At 75.3% G+C, this 16,085-nt stretch carries 16 protein-coding genes; 3 read left to right on the plus strand and 13 right to left on the minus strand.

Annotated elements, in window-relative coordinates:
• Positions 1–63: 63 nt before the first annotated feature.
• The 6 genes from IE98_RS0137870 to IE98_RS0137900 form a co-directional block, all read right to left on the minus strand.
• The gene (locus tag IE98_RS0137870; RefSeq protein WP_030276782.1) at positions 64–636 is read right to left on the minus strand and encodes a WXG100 family type VII secretion target; all 573 of its coding nucleotides are present in this window, start codon (positions 634–636) and stop codon (positions 64–66) included.
• Between the two features lie 339 nt (positions 637–975).
• The gene (locus tag IE98_RS45485) at positions 976–3,297 is read right to left on the minus strand and encodes a hypothetical protein (RefSeq protein WP_030276786.1); all 2,322 of its coding nucleotides are present in this window, start codon (positions 3,295–3,297) and stop codon (positions 976–978) included.
• A 146-nt stretch (positions 3,298–3,443) separates the two neighbouring features.
• Positions 3,444–4,220, minus strand: a complete 777-nt coding sequence (locus tag IE98_RS0137885) for a hypothetical protein (RefSeq protein ID WP_030276788.1) — start codon at positions 4,218–4,220, stop codon at positions 3,444–3,446.
• 134 nt (positions 4,221–4,354) lie between these two features.
• Entirely contained in the window at positions 4,355–6,331 is a 1,977-nt protein-coding gene (locus IE98_RS0137890; protein ID WP_159401184.1) for a WD40 repeat domain-containing protein, read from the minus strand.
• A gap of 384 nt (positions 6,332–6,715) precedes the next feature.
• Positions 6,716–7,285, minus strand: coding sequence for a GNAT family N-acetyltransferase (locus IE98_RS45490; RefSeq protein ID WP_052391496.1), 570 nt, complete (start codon positions 7,283–7,285; stop codon positions 6,716–6,718).
• A 250-nt stretch (positions 7,286–7,535) separates the two neighbouring features.
• A complete protein-coding gene (locus IE98_RS0137900) occupies positions 7,536–8,369 on the minus strand; it encodes a PIG-L family deacetylase (protein WP_030276792.1) in 834 nt (277 codons plus the stop codon).
• Positions 8,370–8,724: 355 nt separating this feature from the next.
• Here IE98_RS0137900 and IE98_RS0137910 point away from each other — a divergent pair, with 355 nt between their 5' ends.
• Positions 8,725–9,504: a VOC family protein gene (locus IE98_RS0137910; protein ID WP_030276795.1), complete on the plus strand. Its 780-nt coding sequence runs from the start codon at positions 8,725–8,727 to the stop codon at positions 9,502–9,504.
• 91 nt (positions 9,505–9,595) lie between these two features.
• On the opposite strand, the gene IE98_RS51510 is transcribed toward IE98_RS0137910, so the two are convergent.
• The 6 genes from IE98_RS51510 to IE98_RS0137935 form a co-directional block, all read right to left on the minus strand.
• On the minus strand, positions 9,596–9,994 hold the full coding sequence (locus IE98_RS51510) for a hypothetical protein (RefSeq protein WP_234443843.1): 399 nt from the start codon (positions 9,992–9,994) through the stop codon (positions 9,596–9,598).
• Between the two features lie 11 nt (positions 9,995–10,005).
• Entirely contained in the window at positions 10,006–10,215 is a 210-nt protein-coding gene (locus IE98_RS51515) for a hypothetical protein (RefSeq protein ID WP_234443844.1), read from the minus strand.
• 128 nt (positions 10,216–10,343) lie between these two features.
• On the minus strand, positions 10,344–11,015 hold the full coding sequence (locus IE98_RS0137920) for a response regulator (RefSeq protein ID WP_030276797.1): 672 nt from the start codon (positions 11,013–11,015) through the stop codon (positions 10,344–10,346).
• Positions 11,012–12,337: a DUF7134 domain-containing protein gene (locus IE98_RS0137925; RefSeq protein WP_052391497.1), complete on the minus strand. Its 1,326-nt coding sequence runs from the start codon at positions 12,335–12,337 to the stop codon at positions 11,012–11,014. Before IE98_RS0137925 ends, IE98_RS0137920 begins: the two co-directional genes overlap by 4 nt.
• Positions 12,338–12,416: 79 nt before the next feature.
• A complete protein-coding gene (locus tag IE98_RS0137930) occupies positions 12,417–13,265 on the minus strand; it encodes an ABC transporter permease (RefSeq protein ID WP_030276799.1) in 849 nt (282 codons plus the stop codon).
• Positions 13,262–14,200 carry an ABC transporter ATP-binding protein gene (locus tag IE98_RS0137935; RefSeq protein WP_030276800.1) on the minus strand — a complete coding sequence of 313 codons (939 nt, stop codon included), beginning with the start codon at positions 14,198–14,200 and terminating at the stop codon, positions 13,262–13,264. The genes IE98_RS0137930 and IE98_RS0137935 overlap by 4 nt, the downstream gene beginning before the upstream one ends.
• 325 nt (positions 14,201–14,525) lie before the next feature.
• On the opposite strand from IE98_RS0137935, the gene IE98_RS0137940 reads away from it, so the two are divergent.
• Positions 14,526–14,987 (plus strand): hypothetical protein, encoded by a 462-nt coding sequence (locus IE98_RS0137940; protein WP_030276801.1) that lies wholly within the window; start codon positions 14,526–14,528, stop codon positions 14,985–14,987.
• A 75-nt stretch (positions 14,988–15,062) separates the two neighbouring features.
• Here the strand turns inward: IE98_RS0137940 and IE98_RS0137945 are convergent, their stop codons facing one another.
• Positions 15,063–15,464 carry a VOC family protein gene (locus IE98_RS0137945; protein ID WP_030276802.1) on the minus strand — a complete coding sequence of 134 codons (402 nt, stop codon included), beginning with the start codon at positions 15,462–15,464 and terminating at the stop codon, positions 15,063–15,065.
• Positions 15,465–15,524: 60 nt separating this feature from the next.
• On the opposite strand from IE98_RS0137945, the gene IE98_RS0137950 reads away from it, so the two are divergent.
• Complete coding sequence (locus tag IE98_RS0137950; RefSeq protein ID WP_030276803.1) at positions 15,525–15,983, plus strand: MarR family winged helix-turn-helix transcriptional regulator; 459 nt, start codon at positions 15,525–15,527, stop codon at positions 15,981–15,983.
• Positions 15,984–16,085 lie beyond the last annotated feature (102 nt).

A 16,085-nucleotide genomic window follows, 5' to 3' on the forward strand; every position in this document is an offset into this window, starting at 1 on the left:
AACGGCACACCGCTCGGCAAGACGAGAACCTCGCACCTCGCCGCTCTCGACCTGGCAGCTTGATCACCCAACCCAGTTTGTGGATTTCCCAACGGAGTCCTGGAAGACCGAGGTGGTGCCCTCCTCGGTCGCCCGGTAGTTCTCGGCCATCGCCTTGAGGCCGTCCGCGACGTAACGGACGGCCTCCGGCATGCCCTTGAGACCCTTGAGCGTGTCGGTGCTGTACCGCAGGTAGCCCTTCTCGCCCTCCGCGAACTTCTTGCCGGACTCGTCGTTGCCCCACGGGGCCGTCGACTGGGTGTGGTCGAGGAAGGCCGAGAGCCCGGTGACGAGTTGGGTGAGCTGGTCGGCCGCCGCGAGTACCGGGCTGACCGCGGCGCGGTACTGCTCGGGGTTCACCTCGAAGCCGCTGCCCGCGGAGCCGCCGGACTGTGCAGCGGCGGCGGTGGTCGGCGCCAGCCGCTTGGCCTGGGCGTCGACGCCGGTCCGGTGCGCCGCCGCGAGCGGGGTGGACTGCGTGGGGGACGCCTCCACCGCGTCGGCCCGCAGACGGGCGGTGGGTTCGGTGAGGGGGACGCCGCGTTCCATGGGCTGGAGGCGGGCGGTGGGTTCGGCCAGCGGGATGCCCTGCTCCATGGGCTGGAGGCGGGCGGTGGGTTCCGGTGGGTTCGGCCAGCGGGATGCCCTGCTCCATGGGCTGCAGACGGGCGGTCGGCTCGGCCAGGGCGACGTGCTCCATCGGCTGGAGGCGGGCGGTCGGCTCGGCGGTCGCCCAGATCTCGGTCGGCTGCGGCGCGGTCTCCTGCAGGCGGGGGCTGCTCACGGTCTCGCGCAGCACGGCGTGGGCCTGCTCCGCGTCTGTCTGCTCATCCATGGTTCTGTCCAGTTCGGGCTGGCCGTCCGCCCGTTCTCGGGGAGCGGGCGGACGGCGGCGGAGGGCTGCGGGTGGGCGGCGTCGTGCGCCGCCGGGTCGGGTTAGGAGGCCGCCGCGCCGCCCGGGGCGGCACCGTCCGCGCCGCCTGAGGTCGCGAGCCGGGCGAGCGCTGCCCGCAGGAACGGGCTCGGCACCTGGTAGCCGCCCTCCTCGCGGAGCGGCGCCCGCTCGGCGGGCTTGCCCTCGCCCTCCGCCCCCGACCCGGTGCCGGTGCCGGCGGGGGCCGCAGCGGTGTCGTCGTCCGGGCGGCCGCGGCGGGCAGCCACCGACCGGGCGCGGTCGAGGTAGTCCCCGTCCGGCGAGGAGGACGTGCCGGTGCCCCCGCTGCGGTCGCCGTCGGTCGCCGCCGTCCCGCCGGCCCCGTCGCCGCCGGTGGCCGTGCCGGTGCCGCTGCCGCCGCCCGTTCCCGTGGTGGCTGCGTCCCCCGTGGCGGGCTCGCCGGGGCCGGCGAGTGCCGCGGCGCCGTCCGCGCCCGCCTCGGGGCCGAGCAGGGCGGTGGTCAGCTGGTTGAGCAGGGTGTGCTGCTCCGTGTGGGTCTCCGCGCCGACGGCGGGCTGGTCCTGCGGGGCCGGCCCCTCGGTGCGGGAGGCGTCGAGCCACCGGCGGCGCATCCGCTCCCAGTGGCGGTCGCCCTCCTCGCGCCGGACGGCCTGGCCGGTGATGCCGCGGTCGCCGAGCAGCGTCTCTTCCTCGTCCTCCAGCCCCTCGCAGCCGAAGCGGGTGGGCCGGAGGAAACGGTTGCCGCCGCGCTTCTCGCCGCGCCCGCCGGCTCCGCCCATGCCGCCCGGGGCGTGGGCCCCGGCCATGCCGGCGGGGCCGGTGCTGCGGCCGGTGGCGCCGCCGGCCTCGGAGCGGCCGTACCCGGCGGCGCCCGGGCCGGTGCCGCCGGCCCGGAGGCCGCCCTCGGCCCCGCCGATGCCACCGGCGCCGAGCCCGGCGCGCGTGGCGAACCCCTTGGCCGAGGCACCGCCGCCGCCCAGACCGCCGACGCCACCACCGCCGAGTCCGCGGGCACCGGCCGCGCCGCCGCCGATGCCGCGCCCGCCGGCCGCCCCGCCGATGCCGCCGCCACCCGGACCACCGAGGCCGCGGGAGCCCGGCGCTCCACCGCCGAAGCCGCCCACACCGCCGGGGGTCAGCGGCTTGAAGGACCCCGAGGTGGGGCGCGTGCCGATCGTGCCGCCGCCGCGACCGCCGCCCGGGCCGCCGAGCCCACCGAACGGCATGCCGCCGATCATGCCGCCGGGGCCTCCGATCCCCGGGCTGCCCGGGGTCGGCGGGTTCCACGGGGCGAGCGCGCCGGAGCCGCCCTTGCCGCCCACACCGCTGAGGCCACCGGTGGAACCGGGCAGGTCGGAGAGGCCGGCCAGGCCGAGGCGGGGGGTGAGCGGTGAGAAGACGGGGGCGCCGCCGCCCCCGCCGGTCGCCGAGCCGCCGACACCGCCCATCCCGCCGGAGAAGGAAGCGGGCGTCGGCGGCTGGAAGGGCCGCAGGGAACTGAGTTGGGGCTTGTACGCGGCTGCGCCACCCGCGCCGGACCCACCGCCCGTCCCGAAGCCGCCCGGGGCTCCGCCGCCGAAGCCGGCGCCCGGCATGCCCGCCGAGGGCAGTCCGGCGGATGCGGGGTCGTACGGTGCCGACAGCGGCCCGGCCGGCATGCCGGGGGCGCCGGGCAGGGTGGCGCCGGTGGCCAGCGAGTCGATGCCGGTGGTGGCGGTGGGGTGCAGCAGCGTGGTCGGGTCGAGGGAGGCGTTCGGGGCGGTGGTGCGGGTGGGGGAGGTGCTGTCGCTCCCGCCGGAGCCGCCGAGCCGTGCCACCTGTCCGGCGCTGGTCATCCGCTCGACGTGGCCGGCGCTCTGCCGCAGCATCGTGTCGATGCCGGTGCCGACCTGGCCGACGTAGGTGTTGTAGGTGTCCGCGGCCGTCTTGATGCCCTCGGACTGGGCGATGTCGTCGTGCTTCCCGGCCGGGTTCTGCTCCATGTACTCCTTGGCGTACTGGAGTTCGCGAACCATCTCGGACTTGGTCTGGCTGACGGCCTGGTGGGCCCCGCGCAGGGACTGGGCCATCGCGGCACCGGCGTCGAGGGTGGTCGCCGCGTGCGACTGGTCGCTGCCGGCGTACTTGTGCAGGTACCCCTGGAAGCTCTCGGCGGCCGCGCCGGACATGTTGGCCATGGCGCGGTTGGCGCTGGCGACGATGGTGCGGATGGCGGGTTCGGCGGCGGCGCTCCACGCCTCCCATGCGTCGGCGAGTTCCGCCAGCAGGTCTTCGTTCGCGTCGGGGAAGACGACACCGGATCCGTGTTCGTTGCTCTGGACGACCTTCAGCACTTCGGCGAGGTCGGGCGGCAGCACGATCATGACGAGTCGCTCTCTTGGGCTGGCCGGCTGGCCTGGGACGGGGGACCCGAGTCGGCGGGGATCGCCCGCTCGGACTCGGTGCTCTTGGACATGTGACGTTGCGTCGGACGGATCGGCGCCGGGGCGGCGCGTCCGGAACGGCAGGCTCAGATGAGCATGTTGCGTCCCCCGCCGTGCAGCGGCGGGTCCACGTCGTCGTCCGCGTGCTTGTTGTACGAGAGGTCGGGGGCGTCGGGGGTGTGGAAGGCGGGCTCGGGGGCGTGGTGCGTCGGCAGCGTGACCGGCTCGGGGGGCCTGATGCCGTCGACGGTGCGCAGCGGTTCGGCGAGCGGTAGGCCGATCGTCGCGCGGTGCCGCTCGGAGACCGGTACGTCGTCGACGGTGCGCAGCGGTTCGGCGAGCGGTAGGCCGATCGTCGCGCGGTGCCGCTCGGAGACCGGTACGCCGTCCACGGCACGCAGCGGCTCGGTGGCCGGGATCCCGTCGACCGCGGCGAGCGGTGACGCCGGGGTGCCCGGGACGGTCGACAGCAGGGTGGTGGAGACCGGCGAGGCGAGGGTGCCGGCCTCCGCGCCGCGGCCGCCGTTCAGCCGGGTGAGCTCGGCGGTCTGGGTCGCCTCGGTCTCCCGGTAGCGCTGCACCATGAGTTCGAGGTTGGCGGCCATCTGCGCGGAGTTCTGCAGGTAGGCCTTGACCCCCTCGAAGACCTGCTTCTGGTGCTCGGGGAGCCCGCCGACCGAGGAGGTACCGCCGTTCAGCGACTTGCCGACGGCCTCGCTGCCGTAGGCGGTCGGCTTGATCTGGTTGATCACCGCCTCCAGCCGTGCCGTCGGCGCCTCCAGGTCGTCGAGCATGGCCCGGATCGCCTTGGTGGCCGCCTCCACCTCTTCGAGGTCGATCTTGAAGGACGACGAACCGCTCATGATGTGCCCCCACCCCAGTTCCGCCAGGCTCTCGCCTGCCTGTGCCGGCCGCGCTGCCGCGCCGCCGGTGGGCCGGCCCGCCGCACTGCGGGCCGGCCCTTCGGTCGATCGGTCGTGGCCGTCGGGTGCGCCGCTCAGAGAGCGGTCGCACCGTCCGGACCGACCGTGTACAGGCCCGTGTCGCCGAACGCGATCGCGAGCGGCACCCGGTCCACCTCCGCCTCGTTCAACAGCGCACCGCTGGAGACGTGCCAGAGCCGCAGCACCGCCTGCTGGTCGCCGCAGGCCAGCAGGGCCTCGCCGTCGAGGTCCTGCAGGGTGATGCTGCGCACCGCGGCGCCGCCGCCGGTGAACTCGCCGACCGCCGTGCCGTCGCCGGCGTCCCAGATCCGCAGGACGCCGTCGCCGCCGCCGGCGGCCAGCACCTCGCGGCCGCCGATCCGCCCGAAGGTGAGCACCTCCACCGGTCCGGCCGTGCCCGCGAGTTCGAGCAGCGGGAGGCCGAGGGCGGCGTCCCACAGCCCGACCCGCCCGGCCGGTCCGCCGGTGGCGACGACCTGGTGGCCCGCCACCTCGGCGGCCGCGAGGGCCGTCACGCCGTCGCGGTCGGCGGTGAAGCGGCGCAGCTGGGCGCCGCCGAGCGCGTCGCGCACCCGGACCGTGCCGTCGCGGCCGGCCGAGACCAGCAGCGCCGGTGCGTCCCCGGCGGGTGGGCAGAAGGCGAGGCCGGAGACGGCCCCGGTGTGCGGGGTCGGCAGCGGGAGGTCGGTGCCGGTGGCGGCGTCGAGGCAGCGCACGGCGCCCGAGGCGGTGCCGCAGACGAGCACCGGACCGGCGTCCGCGGGGCAGACGGCGAGCGAGGTCACCGGGCCGCCGTCGGCGGCCGCGGTCCACGGTCCGGCGGCACCCGTGGGGTCCAGCAGCCGTACGGTGCCGTCGCCGTGGCCGACGGCCAGTCGCGTCCGGCCGTCGAGTTCGAGGGCGGCGAGGGCGTTGACCGGGTGGCCGCCGGGCGCCGTGAGTTCGGCGACCCGGGTGAAGCCGGACGGGTCCCACAGCACCACGGTGCCGTGCTCGTCGCCGACCGCGAGGACCCGGCGGCCGTCGTGGTCCAGTGCGGCGAGCGCGGTGAGCCAGCCCTGGCGGGTGGGGCGGCCGTCGACGGCCGTCCCGGAGTAGACGTCCCACAGGCGGAGGGTGCCGTCGAGAGCGCAGGAGGCGAGCAGCGGGTCGCCGTCCGAGGGCAGGAAGGCCAGGCCGGTGACGGAGGCGGAGTGGCCGGTGAGGACGGCGACGGGCTGGCCGGTGGCGAGGTCCCAGAGGCGGACGGTCGCGTCGGCGCCGGCCGAGGCCAGTACGGCCTGGTTGCCGAGGGCGAGGACGGCGAGCGCGGTGATCCGGTCGGTGTGGCCGACGAGGAGGTGGAGCTGTTCGCCGGTGGCGGTGTCCCAGACCCGGACGAGGCCGTCGGTGCCGCCGGCGGCGAGCAGGTCCAGGTCGGCGCAGCGGGCGTGGCAGAGCGCGTCGGCGCCGGCCCCGGCGACGGGAAGCAGGCCGAGGCCGCGGCCGTCGGCGGTGCGCCAGGCGCGGATCTCGCCGGCCCGGCCGGCGGAGAAGGCGAGCGGGACGCCGTGCACCGTGGCGGCGGCGACGGCCTGGGAGCCCTCGCCGCCGGCCGTGCCGTGCAGCAGGTCGCCGCTGACGGCGTCCCAGACCTGGACGGCGCCGTCCTCGCCGCCGACCGCGAACAGTTCGCGGCCGTCCGCGGGGCCGAGGGCCACAGCGGTGGGCAGGACGCCGGCGTCGGTGCCGGAGCCGCCGAGCGCGGTGCCGTCGTCGAGCGCGGTCAGGCCGAAGCCCTCGCCGGGCCGGGCGAGCGCGTAGGCGGGGCGGCCGCCGACGGAGCCGACCGCGGCGGCCGGTCGGCCGGCGCCGGCGGTCCCGCCGTCGCGGTCGGGCTCCGGCCGGTCGAAGTGGACGAGGGCGGCGGGCAGCAGTGCCGCCGCGGCGGGGTCGAGGGCCTGGGCGGCGAGGACCTCCAGGGCCCGGGCGATGCCGGGGACGGGGACGCCCGCGGCGTCGTCCCAGACGGCGTCGACGCCGGACGGCATCCCGGTGGCGGACAGGCGACGCGAAGGTGTCGCCGCGGGGCCGGCACCGGCTGTGACCTGCGCATTTCCCGGTGCCGCCGATGAGAGCGCTTTCAAGACCCGCGTCAAGAAGACCCGGTCGATGCGACCGCTTCTGAACGCGCGGCCGCCGGCCGTGACGCGCTCCACCCGGAACTCGCCCGTCGCCCCGACGGCCAGGTCGATCCGGCCGGCCTCCGGGCCCTCGACGGGCGCGGTGAACCGCAGCAGGTCGGAATCGTCCCGGGGTGCCGTCTCCGTGGACGGCGCATCAGTTCCCCCCGACATCAGGGTCCCCTCCCTCTCGACGGGCGAGCCCGTCCTCGTGCGTGCCATGCAGAACACCCCCGTGCATCTGACGGTACGTCAGCACAGGTCCCCGGGTGTCAGCGTCGCGTGTACGGCATCGTGCAGGGCCTGCGTCCGCGAACTGCGGAACAGCCCGGGCCGGAATCCGGCGCGGCGGAATCCGATGTAGGCACCAACTACCTGAACAGGCATGTTATCTGCCGCAGCGTACGCGTCAATCCGGCTCAGTTCGAGCTGTTCGAAGCCGAAGCGGCAGAGCGAGCGCAGGGCGGAGGTGGCCGTTCTGAGGCTCCGCGCCTCGGGGAGCAGCCACACTGCGGCCTCCGCGGCGCCCTCGTCGGGGCGCAGGTCGACGAGTTCGGCCCAGCCGACGGCGCTGCCGTCCGTGACCGATGCCACAGTGAAGTAGGCCGCCCGGTCGAGTGCCCAGAGGCGTGCCGGGATGTCGGCGAGCCAGCGCTCGGCCGCGTCGAGGTCCTGATGGGGGATCACCCCCTGCATGAACTCGCGGACCAGCGGGTCGCGGGTGCCGGCCAGGACGGTCGCGGCGTCCGCGGCCCCGGGCCGGCGGAGCACCACCGGGCCGTCGGCCAGTTCGGGTACGGGCAGGGAGCTCAGGCGACGCACCGTCAGACCTCCTTGCCGCTCTGCCCGATCATACGATCATGCGACCATGACCTGCGGCATCCGCCGACCGGCCGAAACACCACCCGCCGACCGGCGGGCCGCTCATCCCCCCGTTCGGCGGGTCGCTCCCCGCCGAAGGGCCAGGGCCGTACACGACCGGTCGGCGCCGCCGTGCCCCGTCCCGGGAACGGCCGCGGCCGGACCCGTTCCTCCGGGTCCGGCCGCGGTGGTGCCTGCGTCGCGCTCGCGGTCAGCGCAGGCCGGCGAAGAGGTCGTTCTCGGGCACGGCCGCACCGGTGGTGTCCCGGACCCGCACGAAGGTCTCCACGCCCATCAGTTCGGTGAACCGCTCCTTGCCCATCTTCAGGAAGAAGATGTTCTCGCCCTGGCTGGCGTGCGCGGCCAGCGCGTCGAACTTCCGGTCGCCGAACGCGGTGGTGTCCACCCAGGTGGTGATCTCCTCGTCGGGCAGTCCGATCTCGGCCAGCGCGGCGGCCTCCGCCGGATCCGGCTCCTCCCAGTCCGCGCCGAACTCCCGCATGACCTCGCCGAACCGCTGCATCTGCGAGCGCGGCGCCGTCGTCCAGTACACCTTCGGCTTCAGCCCGGTCGTCTCCAGTGCCGTCATCGTGATGCGGTTCGCCTGGATGTGGTCGGGGTGGCCGTAGAAGCCGTTCTCGTCGTAGGTCACCACCACGTCGGGCTCGTACTTCCGCAGAAGCTCGGCGAGGCGGGCCGCGCCCTCCGCGACGGGTGTCCGCCAGAACGAACCGGGCGCGTCGTTGGCCGCCCAGCCCATCATCCCGGAGTCCGCGTACTCCAACAGCTCCAGGTGGTCGATGCCCAGGACCTCGCAGCTCGCCTCCAGTTCGCGGCGGCGCATCGCCGCCACGGCCGCCGGGTCGTGCCCGGGGTCGCCCGGCTTGACGCCCCCCGGCCCGTCGCCGCACCCGCCGTCCGTACACGTGACCAGGACGGTGCGGACGCCCTCCGCCGCGTACCGCGCGAGCACGCCGCCCGTCCCGGTGGCCTCGTCGTCGGGATGGGCGTGCACCGCCATCAGCGTCAGGGGCCGTTCAACCATGATCATCCTCCAGTTCGCGATCTGCTCCGGCCTCAGTCTGCGGCAGACGGGCGGACGGCTGCGCGCAATATCGGACGCTCACTGCCGGGACGGGCCCGGGTCCCGCCGGCGGGGGCGTCGGCACGCTGCGCCACGAACCCGTGGCGGACGGCCGGTTCCCCTCCCGCCACCACGACGTCGGACGGGTGCCGGCCGATCACGGGACGTTCACCACCGGCCTGCTGCAGGCGCGTACCGGGGCGGTGACGCCCGGCCCGGCCCGCGGCGGAAAGCTCCGCCGTGACTGCGTGTCGCACCCGGCCGGCTCCGTTCGGTGACGACAAGGTGACGGGAGAGCCCGTTCGAAGGAGCGAACATGCCCGAAGTCACCACCCCCTACGCGACCGGCACCCCGTGCTGGGTCGACCTGATGGCGAAGGACCAGCAGGCCGCGCTGGACTTCTACCGCGACCTGCTCGGCTGGCAGGGCCGGCCCGGCCCGGCCGAGTTCGGCGGGTACGCGGTCTGCGAGCTCAACGGCAGGGCCGTGGCCGGCATCGGCCCGGCGATGGCCCCGGAGGGCATGCCGGAACCGCCGACCGTGTGGACGAGCTACCTCGCCAGCACCGACGCCCCGGCCACCCAGGACGCGGTCGTCGCCGCGGGCGGCACCCTGCTCGTCCCGACCATGGACGTCGGCAACCTGGGCCGGATGCTGGTCGCCGCGGACCCGCAGGGAGCGGTGTTCGGCGTCTGGCAGCCCGGCGAGTTCTCCGGCGCCCAGGTCGCCAACGAGGCGGGTGCGCTCACCTGGAACGAGCTGCACACCACCGACGTCCCGGCCGCAGCAGCCTTCTACGGGGATGCGTTCGGCATCGAGATCGAGCCGCTGGCCGGCGCCGACTCCTACTGGGAACTGCGGGTCGGCGGCCGCGCGGTCGGCGGCGTCACCCTGCTCGCGAACGACCCGCCCGGCACCCCCGCGCACTGGCTGACCTACTTCGCGGTCGACGACGTCGACGCCACCGTCGACGCCCTGGTCAAGCGCAACGGCACCGTGCTCGCCCCGCCGTTCGACATGATGGCCGGCCGGATGTCCGTGGTCGCCGACGCCCAGGGCGCCCCGTTCGCCCTGATCAAGCCGACCCCGATGTAGGCCCTTTCCTTCGCCCGGCGCCGCACCGCACCGGCATCGCACGGCACGGCCCGCCCGCTCCCCGGGCGGGCCGTGCCCGTGCGGCCGCCGGTCAGCGCAGCAGCGCGAAGGCGGCCGCGGCCGTGCCGCCGAGCGCGGTGCCGGCCAGGACCTGCGCGAGGGTGTGCGCCCCGAGGACGAGCCGGGACCAGCCGACGGCCGCGGCACCCGCGAACGCGAGGAGCATCACCGGCCCGAACGCCAGCACGAGGATCATCGCGCTGCCGCTCGCCACCGAGTTGTGGAGGGAGATCTGCCACCGGACGGTCACCGCCAGGGACGAGACCAGGCCCACGGGCATCGCGACCACCAGGGCGGAGACCTCCCGGGGCGCACCGGCCACACGGAGCAGGACGAGACCGAGGACGACGGAGAGCGGGCTCGCGCTCATCGGGACGAGGCGCTGGCGGCGCAACCGGATGTGCTTGTCCGTCAGGGAGCCCCGCCGCACGCCCAGGAGGATCAGGCCGAGCGGGACGACGCCGCAGAACAGGGCGCCGAGCAGCCCCCAGCCGAGCCCGTCCAGCTGCGGGTGCTGTGCCGGCCGACGAGCAGCAGCAGAGCGATCACCAGGTTGGCCGGCGCGAGGACGTCCGTGACGACCCGGGCCGCCTTCCCGGTGCGGGACGACCCACGGAACGCCGGCGGCGCAGGCGGGGTGAACGTACCCATGCAGCGGGCTCCCGGGGGCGGACGCGGTCACGGCAGCGGCGGTACGGGCGGAACGGATCACGGACATCGTACGGACACCCGTTCCCCCGGCCGGCGGACCGTCCGATCCACCGGCCGCCGACGGAGGGTCAGGCCGGCGGGTTCGGCCGGGTCAGCCCCACGTCGTAGGCGAAGATGACGGCCTGTACGCGGTCCCGGGCACCGATCTTCGCCAGCACCCGGCCGACGTGCGTCTTCACCGTCGACTCCGACAGCACCAGGCGCTGCGCGATCTCGCCGTTCGTCCAGCCCCGCCCGACCGCGACCAGGATCTCCCGCTCCCGGTCCGTCAGCGCCGCGAGCCGCGGATCCCGGTCGGCCGCACCCGGCGGCCCCGGCAGACGGTGGGCGTACGCGTCGAGCAGACGCCGGGTCACCGCCGGCGCCACCACGGCGTCCCCCTCCGCCACCGCCCGGATCCCCGCCAGCAGTTCCTCCGGGCGGGCGTCCTTCAGCAGGAAGCCGCTCGCGCCCGCGCGCAGCGCCGCGTGCGCGTACTCGTCGAGGTCGAACGTCGTCAGGACGAGCACCCGGGACCGCCCGCCGGACGCGACGATCAGCCGGGTCGCCTCGATGCCGTCCATGCCCGGCATCCGGATGTCCATCAGCACCACGTCCGGCCGCAGCTCCGCGGTGAGGCGGACGGCCTCCGCCCCGTGCCCCGCCTCACCGACCACCGCGGTGTCCGGCTGGCTCTCCAACAGCATCCGGAAGCCGTACCGCTGCAGCGGCTGGTCGTCCACGATCAGGACCGTCGTCACACCGGGCCGCCCGCCGGGTCGGAGACCGGCGACAGGTCGAGATCGGCGACCACCGACCACCCGCCTCCCGCCGGACCCGCCACGACCGTGCCACCGTACAGCGCGGCCCGCTCCCGCATCCCCGCGATCCCGTGGCCCTCGCCGCCGGCCCGCGGCCCGGTCGCGCCGCCCGGCGGTCCGCTGTCGTCGACCCGCACCCGCAGCCGGTCCCCGTCGGCCGCCACCGACACCCGCGCCCGCGTCTGCGGCCCCGCGTGCTTCAGCGCGTTCGTCAGCGCCTCCTGGACGATGCGGTACGCCATCAACTGCACCCCGCGGTCCAGCCCGTCCAGATCACCCTCGGAACGGTAGGCGATCCGCGGCCCGGCCGCCCGGATCCGCGCGCACAACCCGTCGATGTCGGCGATGCCCGGCTGCGGCGCGAGCTCCGGTCCGCCGTCCCCCCGCTCGCGCAGCACGCCGAGCATCCGCCGCAGTTCGCCCAGCGCCTGCCGCCCGGCGTCCCCGATCAGCACCAGCGCCTCCCGGCCCCGCTCCGGAGACGTCCCGGCCGCGTACGCGCCGCCGTCCGCCAGCGTGATGATCACCGACAGGTTGTGGCCGATGATGTCGTGCATCTCCCGCGCCACCCGGCTGCGCTCGGTGGCGGCCGCCAGCCGGCTGCGCTGGTCCCGTTCGACCTCCAGCCGCGCCGCGCGCTCCCGCAGCCCGGCCAGCTGCGCCCGCCGGATCCGCATCGCGATGCCCAGCGCGACCGCGGCCGTCACCGCGGCGAACAGGAAGAACAGGCCGTCCCAGACCGACACCGCGGACGACACCCGCACCGCGACCACCGCCATGCCGAGCGCCACCGCGGCGCACGCCCACGCCAGGTCCCGCAGCCGCCCGTGCAGCGCGAGGGAGTACAGCGCCACCAGCAGCGCCACGTCCGCGCGCAGCGCCGCGCCGATCGACCACTGCAGCACGAACACCGCCATCACCACGGCGAACGCGGCCGTCGGCCGCCGCCGGCGCCACAGCAGCGGCAGCACCAGCCCCGCCTGCAGCGCGAGCATCGCCGGCACGGGCAGCTGCGTGAAGACGATCCGGTGCTCGCGCGGCCCGTGGTCCCCGTCGCCGTGCACCAGGTCCGGGAGGCAGAACACCAGGAAGACGACGGCCACCACCGCGGTGTCCAGGATCCACGGACGGCGGCGGTCCAGCTCCCGCAGCCGCTGCCCGGCCCGGGCGAGGCGGACGAAGAACGGGTGCCCGGACAGCGGGTCGCCGCCCGCGGCCTCCGGCACGGCCGGGCCGGGGGCGGCACTCTCCTGGTGGTACACGGATCTCACCTGTCCATGGTGGGCGGGAAGGCCGCCGCGGCGCCCGGACGGTGCCGGGCGCCGCGCCGCGCGCAGTGTCTCAGGCGTCGGTGCGCACCAGGCGGACGGCCGCGCCGGTCAGGGCCGCCACCGTCCACAGCAGGAAGACCACCAGGCCCGCCGTCGGCGACAGCGTCGCCGCGTCGTGGTGCAGCGTGAACATCGCCTCGCCGGCGTGGCTCGGCAGGTAGGGGCTCAGGTCGTCCTGCCACGAGCTCGGCAGCAGCGACACCAGGCCCGGGACGAGCATCAGCGTGCCGATCAGCACCGAGATGCCGCCCGCCACCGACCGCAGCAGCGCACCCAGGGCGACGCCGATCACCCCGACCAGCCCGAGGTAGAGGCCCGCACCCAGCAGGCTGCGCACCACCCCGGCGTCCGACAGAACCATCGCGGCGCGGGTGCCCGCGACGATCCGGCTGTCGGCGACGAAGGCGGCGAACACCCCGGCGGTGCCCACGAGCAGCGCGACCGCCCCGAACACCACGGCCTTGGACCACAGCACCGGCAGGCGGCGCGGCACCGCGGCCAGGGTGGAGCGGATCATGCCGGTCGAGTACTCGCCGGCGGCGACCAGGACACCGAGGACGCCGAGGGCGAGCTGCGCGAAGTTCGTGCCGAACAGCGACAGGCTGAGCGCGGTCGAGCTGGCGAAGTCGCGCTCCATCGGCCGGCCCGAGGTGAGCCGCGACTTGAACTGGTACGCGGCGATCAGGCCGAACGCCACCAGGAACAGCAGGCCGAGGCCGAGGGTGATCCAGGTGGAGCGCAGCGACCACATCTTGGCCCACTCCGAGCGCAGGACGCGCGCCCCGGTCACCCGGTAGGCGGGGCGGGCGGCCCGCCCGGCGGCGGGCGCCGGGGCCCGGTTCGGTGCGACGGTGCTCATGCGGCACGCTCCTGGGACTCGATGCCGGTGGTGGAGCCGTGGTACTCCACGGCGTCCCGGGTGAGGTCCATGAAGGCCTCCTCCAGGGAGACGGTGCGGGTGGCCAGTTCGAACAGGGCGATGCCGTGCTCGGCGGCCGTGAGGCCGATGGTGCGGGCCGTCAGGCCGGTGACGAGGAGCTCCTCGGAGCCGGCCTGTCCGGTGATCTCCACGCCGGGTCCGGCGAGGACCTCGCGCAGGCGGCCCGGGTCGGCGGTGGCGACCTTCACCACGTCGCCGCCGGCCTGCCGGACGAGCTCCTGCACGGTGGTGTCGGCGAGCAGCCGGCCGCGGCCGACGACGATCAGGTGGTCGGCGACCAGGGCGACCTCGCTCATCAGGTGCGAGGAGACGAAGACGGTGCGGCCCTCCTCGGCGAGGCCGGTCAGGAGGTTGCGGATCCACAGCACGCCCTCCGGGTCGAGACCGTTCACCGGCTCGTCCAGCATCACGGTGGCGGGGTCGCCGAGCAGCGCCGCCGCGATGCCCAGGCGCTGGCCCATGCCGAGGGAGAACGCACCGGCGCGCCGCTTGGCGACCGACTGCAGCCCGGTGAGGCCGATGACCTCGTCGACCCGGCTGCGCGGAATGCCGTGGGTGTGCGCCAGCGCCATGAGGTGGTTGAACGCCGAGCGGCCGGGGTGGATCGACTTGGCCTCCAGCAGCGCGCCGACCTCCTGCAGCGGGGCGCGGTGGCCCGCGTAGCGGCGGCCGTTGACCAGGACCGTCCCGCTGGTGGGGGCGTCCAGGCCGACGATCATCCGCATCGTGGTGGACTTGCCCGCCCCGTTCGGGCCGAGGAATCCGGTGACGGTGCCCGGCCGGACGGTGAAGTCCAGTCCGTCGACCGCGGTCTTCTCCCCGTACCGCTTCGTCAGCTGGTGCGCCTCGATCATCGGTCACCCCTACGTCCTCGAGGGCCGGACCTCCCGACCGCCTCACCGGCAACGCTAGGTTCCGCCGCGGCGCGAACCGTGGTACCCGGGGGTGATCATCGGCCGCGGCGTAGTACCGCGGTACCACGCGCGCCCGGGAGGCGGCCGCGACCCGCCCGCCCCGCCCCCGCCCCCGCCGGCCGCCGTTCGTGCCCGTTGCGGCGCACCGCCGACGTCCGTCGCCGCAGCCGGGTGCCGGATTACGATCACCGCACGGCACGCCTTCGGAAGCGCTCGGCCGAGGGCCCGGTCATCCACCCGCGTCGTCACCGAGAAGGGCTCCGCCTTGACCCACACCGTGGATTTCCACACCGTATCGACCGCCGGCCTGGAGTCGTCGCCCGTGGCCGAGGCGCTCGCCGGCCTGCGGGCGAACGAGGCCCGCTACTTCAAGAACAAGTACGACCACGTCTTCACCGTGGAGCCGGCCGGCGACGCCGCGGAGGTCGTCGACTGGGTGCACCGGGTGCTCAGCGAGGAACGCGGGATCGTCGTCTCGTCCCGGCCGCTGGAGGCCACGTCCTTCCAGGTCGAGAACATCCGGATGGCCTACGTGTTCTACGAGAGCGGGCTGTCGATCAACGTGATGTACACCGTCGACGACGCCAAGAAACGGGCGGTCGGCTTCAAGCTGTCCGAGGGGATGGAGGTCCCGGAGGAGCTCTCCGCGTTCAAGTTCGCGCGGCAGAAGTCGAAGCTCGCCGGCACGATCCGCGGCTCGTACTTCGTCATCAAGAACGAGTACTGAGCCCGCCGCCGGCCGCCCACGGAGCGTCAGGAGGCGCGGCGGCAGCGGGCGCAGGGGGTGCGGCGGCCGGGCGGTTCAGTACGACTGCAGCTCGACCAGGGTGCCCTCGGGGTCGCGGAGGTGCGCGGTGCGCAGGCCCGGCCCCCACGCGGGGCGGTCGGCGGGGGCGGAGACCGGCACGGCGCCGTGCCGCAGGCACAGGTCGTACCCGGCGTCCACGTCACCGACCCGGCAGACGAACATCACGCCGTCGCCGGCCGGTCCCGCCCCGGCCGGGTCGGTGCCGAGGGCCGAGGCCAGCGCGGCACGGTCGAACAGGGCCAGGATCCCCTGCCCGGCGACGTCCCAACTGGCGTACGGGCCTTCGGCGTTGCCGCGGCTGAGGGTGGCGCCGGCGAGTTCGGGCAGGACCGAGCGGTAGAAGCGGAAGGTCTCGGCGAAGCGGTCCACCAGCAGGCGGGGGTGCAGTGCGTCCACGGATGCTCCTCAAAACAGTGGGTCTGCACCCACTATAGGGCTGCACCTAGAATGTGGGTCGTGAACGAGCCCACTGCCGTCCCGCCGAGCCTGCTGGACCTGAGCACCTATCTGCTGTCCCGTACCGGCAGGACCGCCCGCACCCGGCTCGCCGAGCGGCTCGCCGCCCGGGGGCTGCGGCTGTGGCACATGGCCGTGCTCGCGGCGCTCGCCGACTTCGGCCCGCACGTGCAGCGCGACCTCGCGGTGCGGCTGTCCGTCGACCCCAGCGACATCGCCAAGGTGGTCGACGAACTCGCCGCGGCGGGCCGGGTGGAACGCTCCCGCGACCCGGCCGACCGCCGCCGCATCCGGGTCGCCCTCACCGACGCCGGGCGGACGGCCCTGCGGGAACTGCAGGACGAGGCCGAGGCCGTGCAGGCGGAGATCCTCGCCCCGCTCTCCGCGGCCGAGCGCACCCGACTGCACGAGCTGCTCCGGCGGGTGTTCGACGGCGACCCCGCAGGCCCCCCGGAGTGACCGGAGCGGCCGGAGCGGCCCGGGCCGTCCGGCGCCGGTGGCGGAGAAGCGTCCGTGGCCGCCGACCGGGGACGGTCGGCGGCCACGGGAACCGATGTCGGA

The sequence above is a fragment of the Streptomyces sp. NRRL B-24484 genome (genome assembly GCF_000717715.1).
GTDB lineage: Bacteria > Actinomycetota > Actinomycetes > Streptomycetales > Streptomycetaceae > Kitasatospora.

What these genes read in the sequence shown, in the direction of transcription:
- IE98_RS0137900 (WP_030276792.1), bottom strand. Translation starts at nt 8,369, where the DNA reads ATGGTTGAACGGCCCCTGACGCTGATGGCGGTGCACGCCCATCCCGAC.
- IE98_RS0137870 (WP_030276782.1), bottom strand. Translation starts at nt 636, where the DNA reads ATGGAGCAGGGCATCCCGCTGGCCGAACCCACCGCCCGCCTCCAGCCC.
- IE98_RS0137890 (WP_159401184.1), bottom strand. Translation starts at nt 6,331, where the DNA reads ATGCCGTCCGGCGTCGACGCCGTCTGGGACGACGCCGCGGGCGTCCCC.
- IE98_RS0137885 (WP_030276788.1), bottom strand. Translation starts at nt 4,220, where the DNA reads ATGAGCGGTTCGTCGTCCTTCAAGATCGACCTCGAAGAGGTGGAGGCG.
- IE98_RS0137930 (WP_030276799.1), bottom strand. Translation starts at nt 13,265, where the DNA reads ATGAGCACCGTCGCACCGAACCGGGCCCCGGCGCCCGCCGCCGGGCGG.
- IE98_RS51515 (WP_234443844.1), bottom strand. Translation starts at nt 10,215, where the DNA reads ATGGGTACGTTCACCCCGCCTGCGCCGCCGGCGTTCCGTGGGTCGTCC.
- IE98_RS0137910 (WP_030276795.1), top strand. Translation starts at nt 8,725, where the DNA reads ATGCCCGAAGTCACCACCCCCTACGCGACCGGCACCCCGTGCTGGGTC.
- IE98_RS0137935 (WP_030276800.1), bottom strand. Translation starts at nt 14,200, where the DNA reads ATGATCGAGGCGCACCAGCTGACGAAGCGGTACGGGGAGAAGACCGCG.
- IE98_RS45485 (WP_030276786.1), bottom strand. Translation starts at nt 3,297, where the DNA reads ATGATCGTGCTGCCGCCCGACCTCGCCGAAGTGCTGAAGGTCGTCCAG.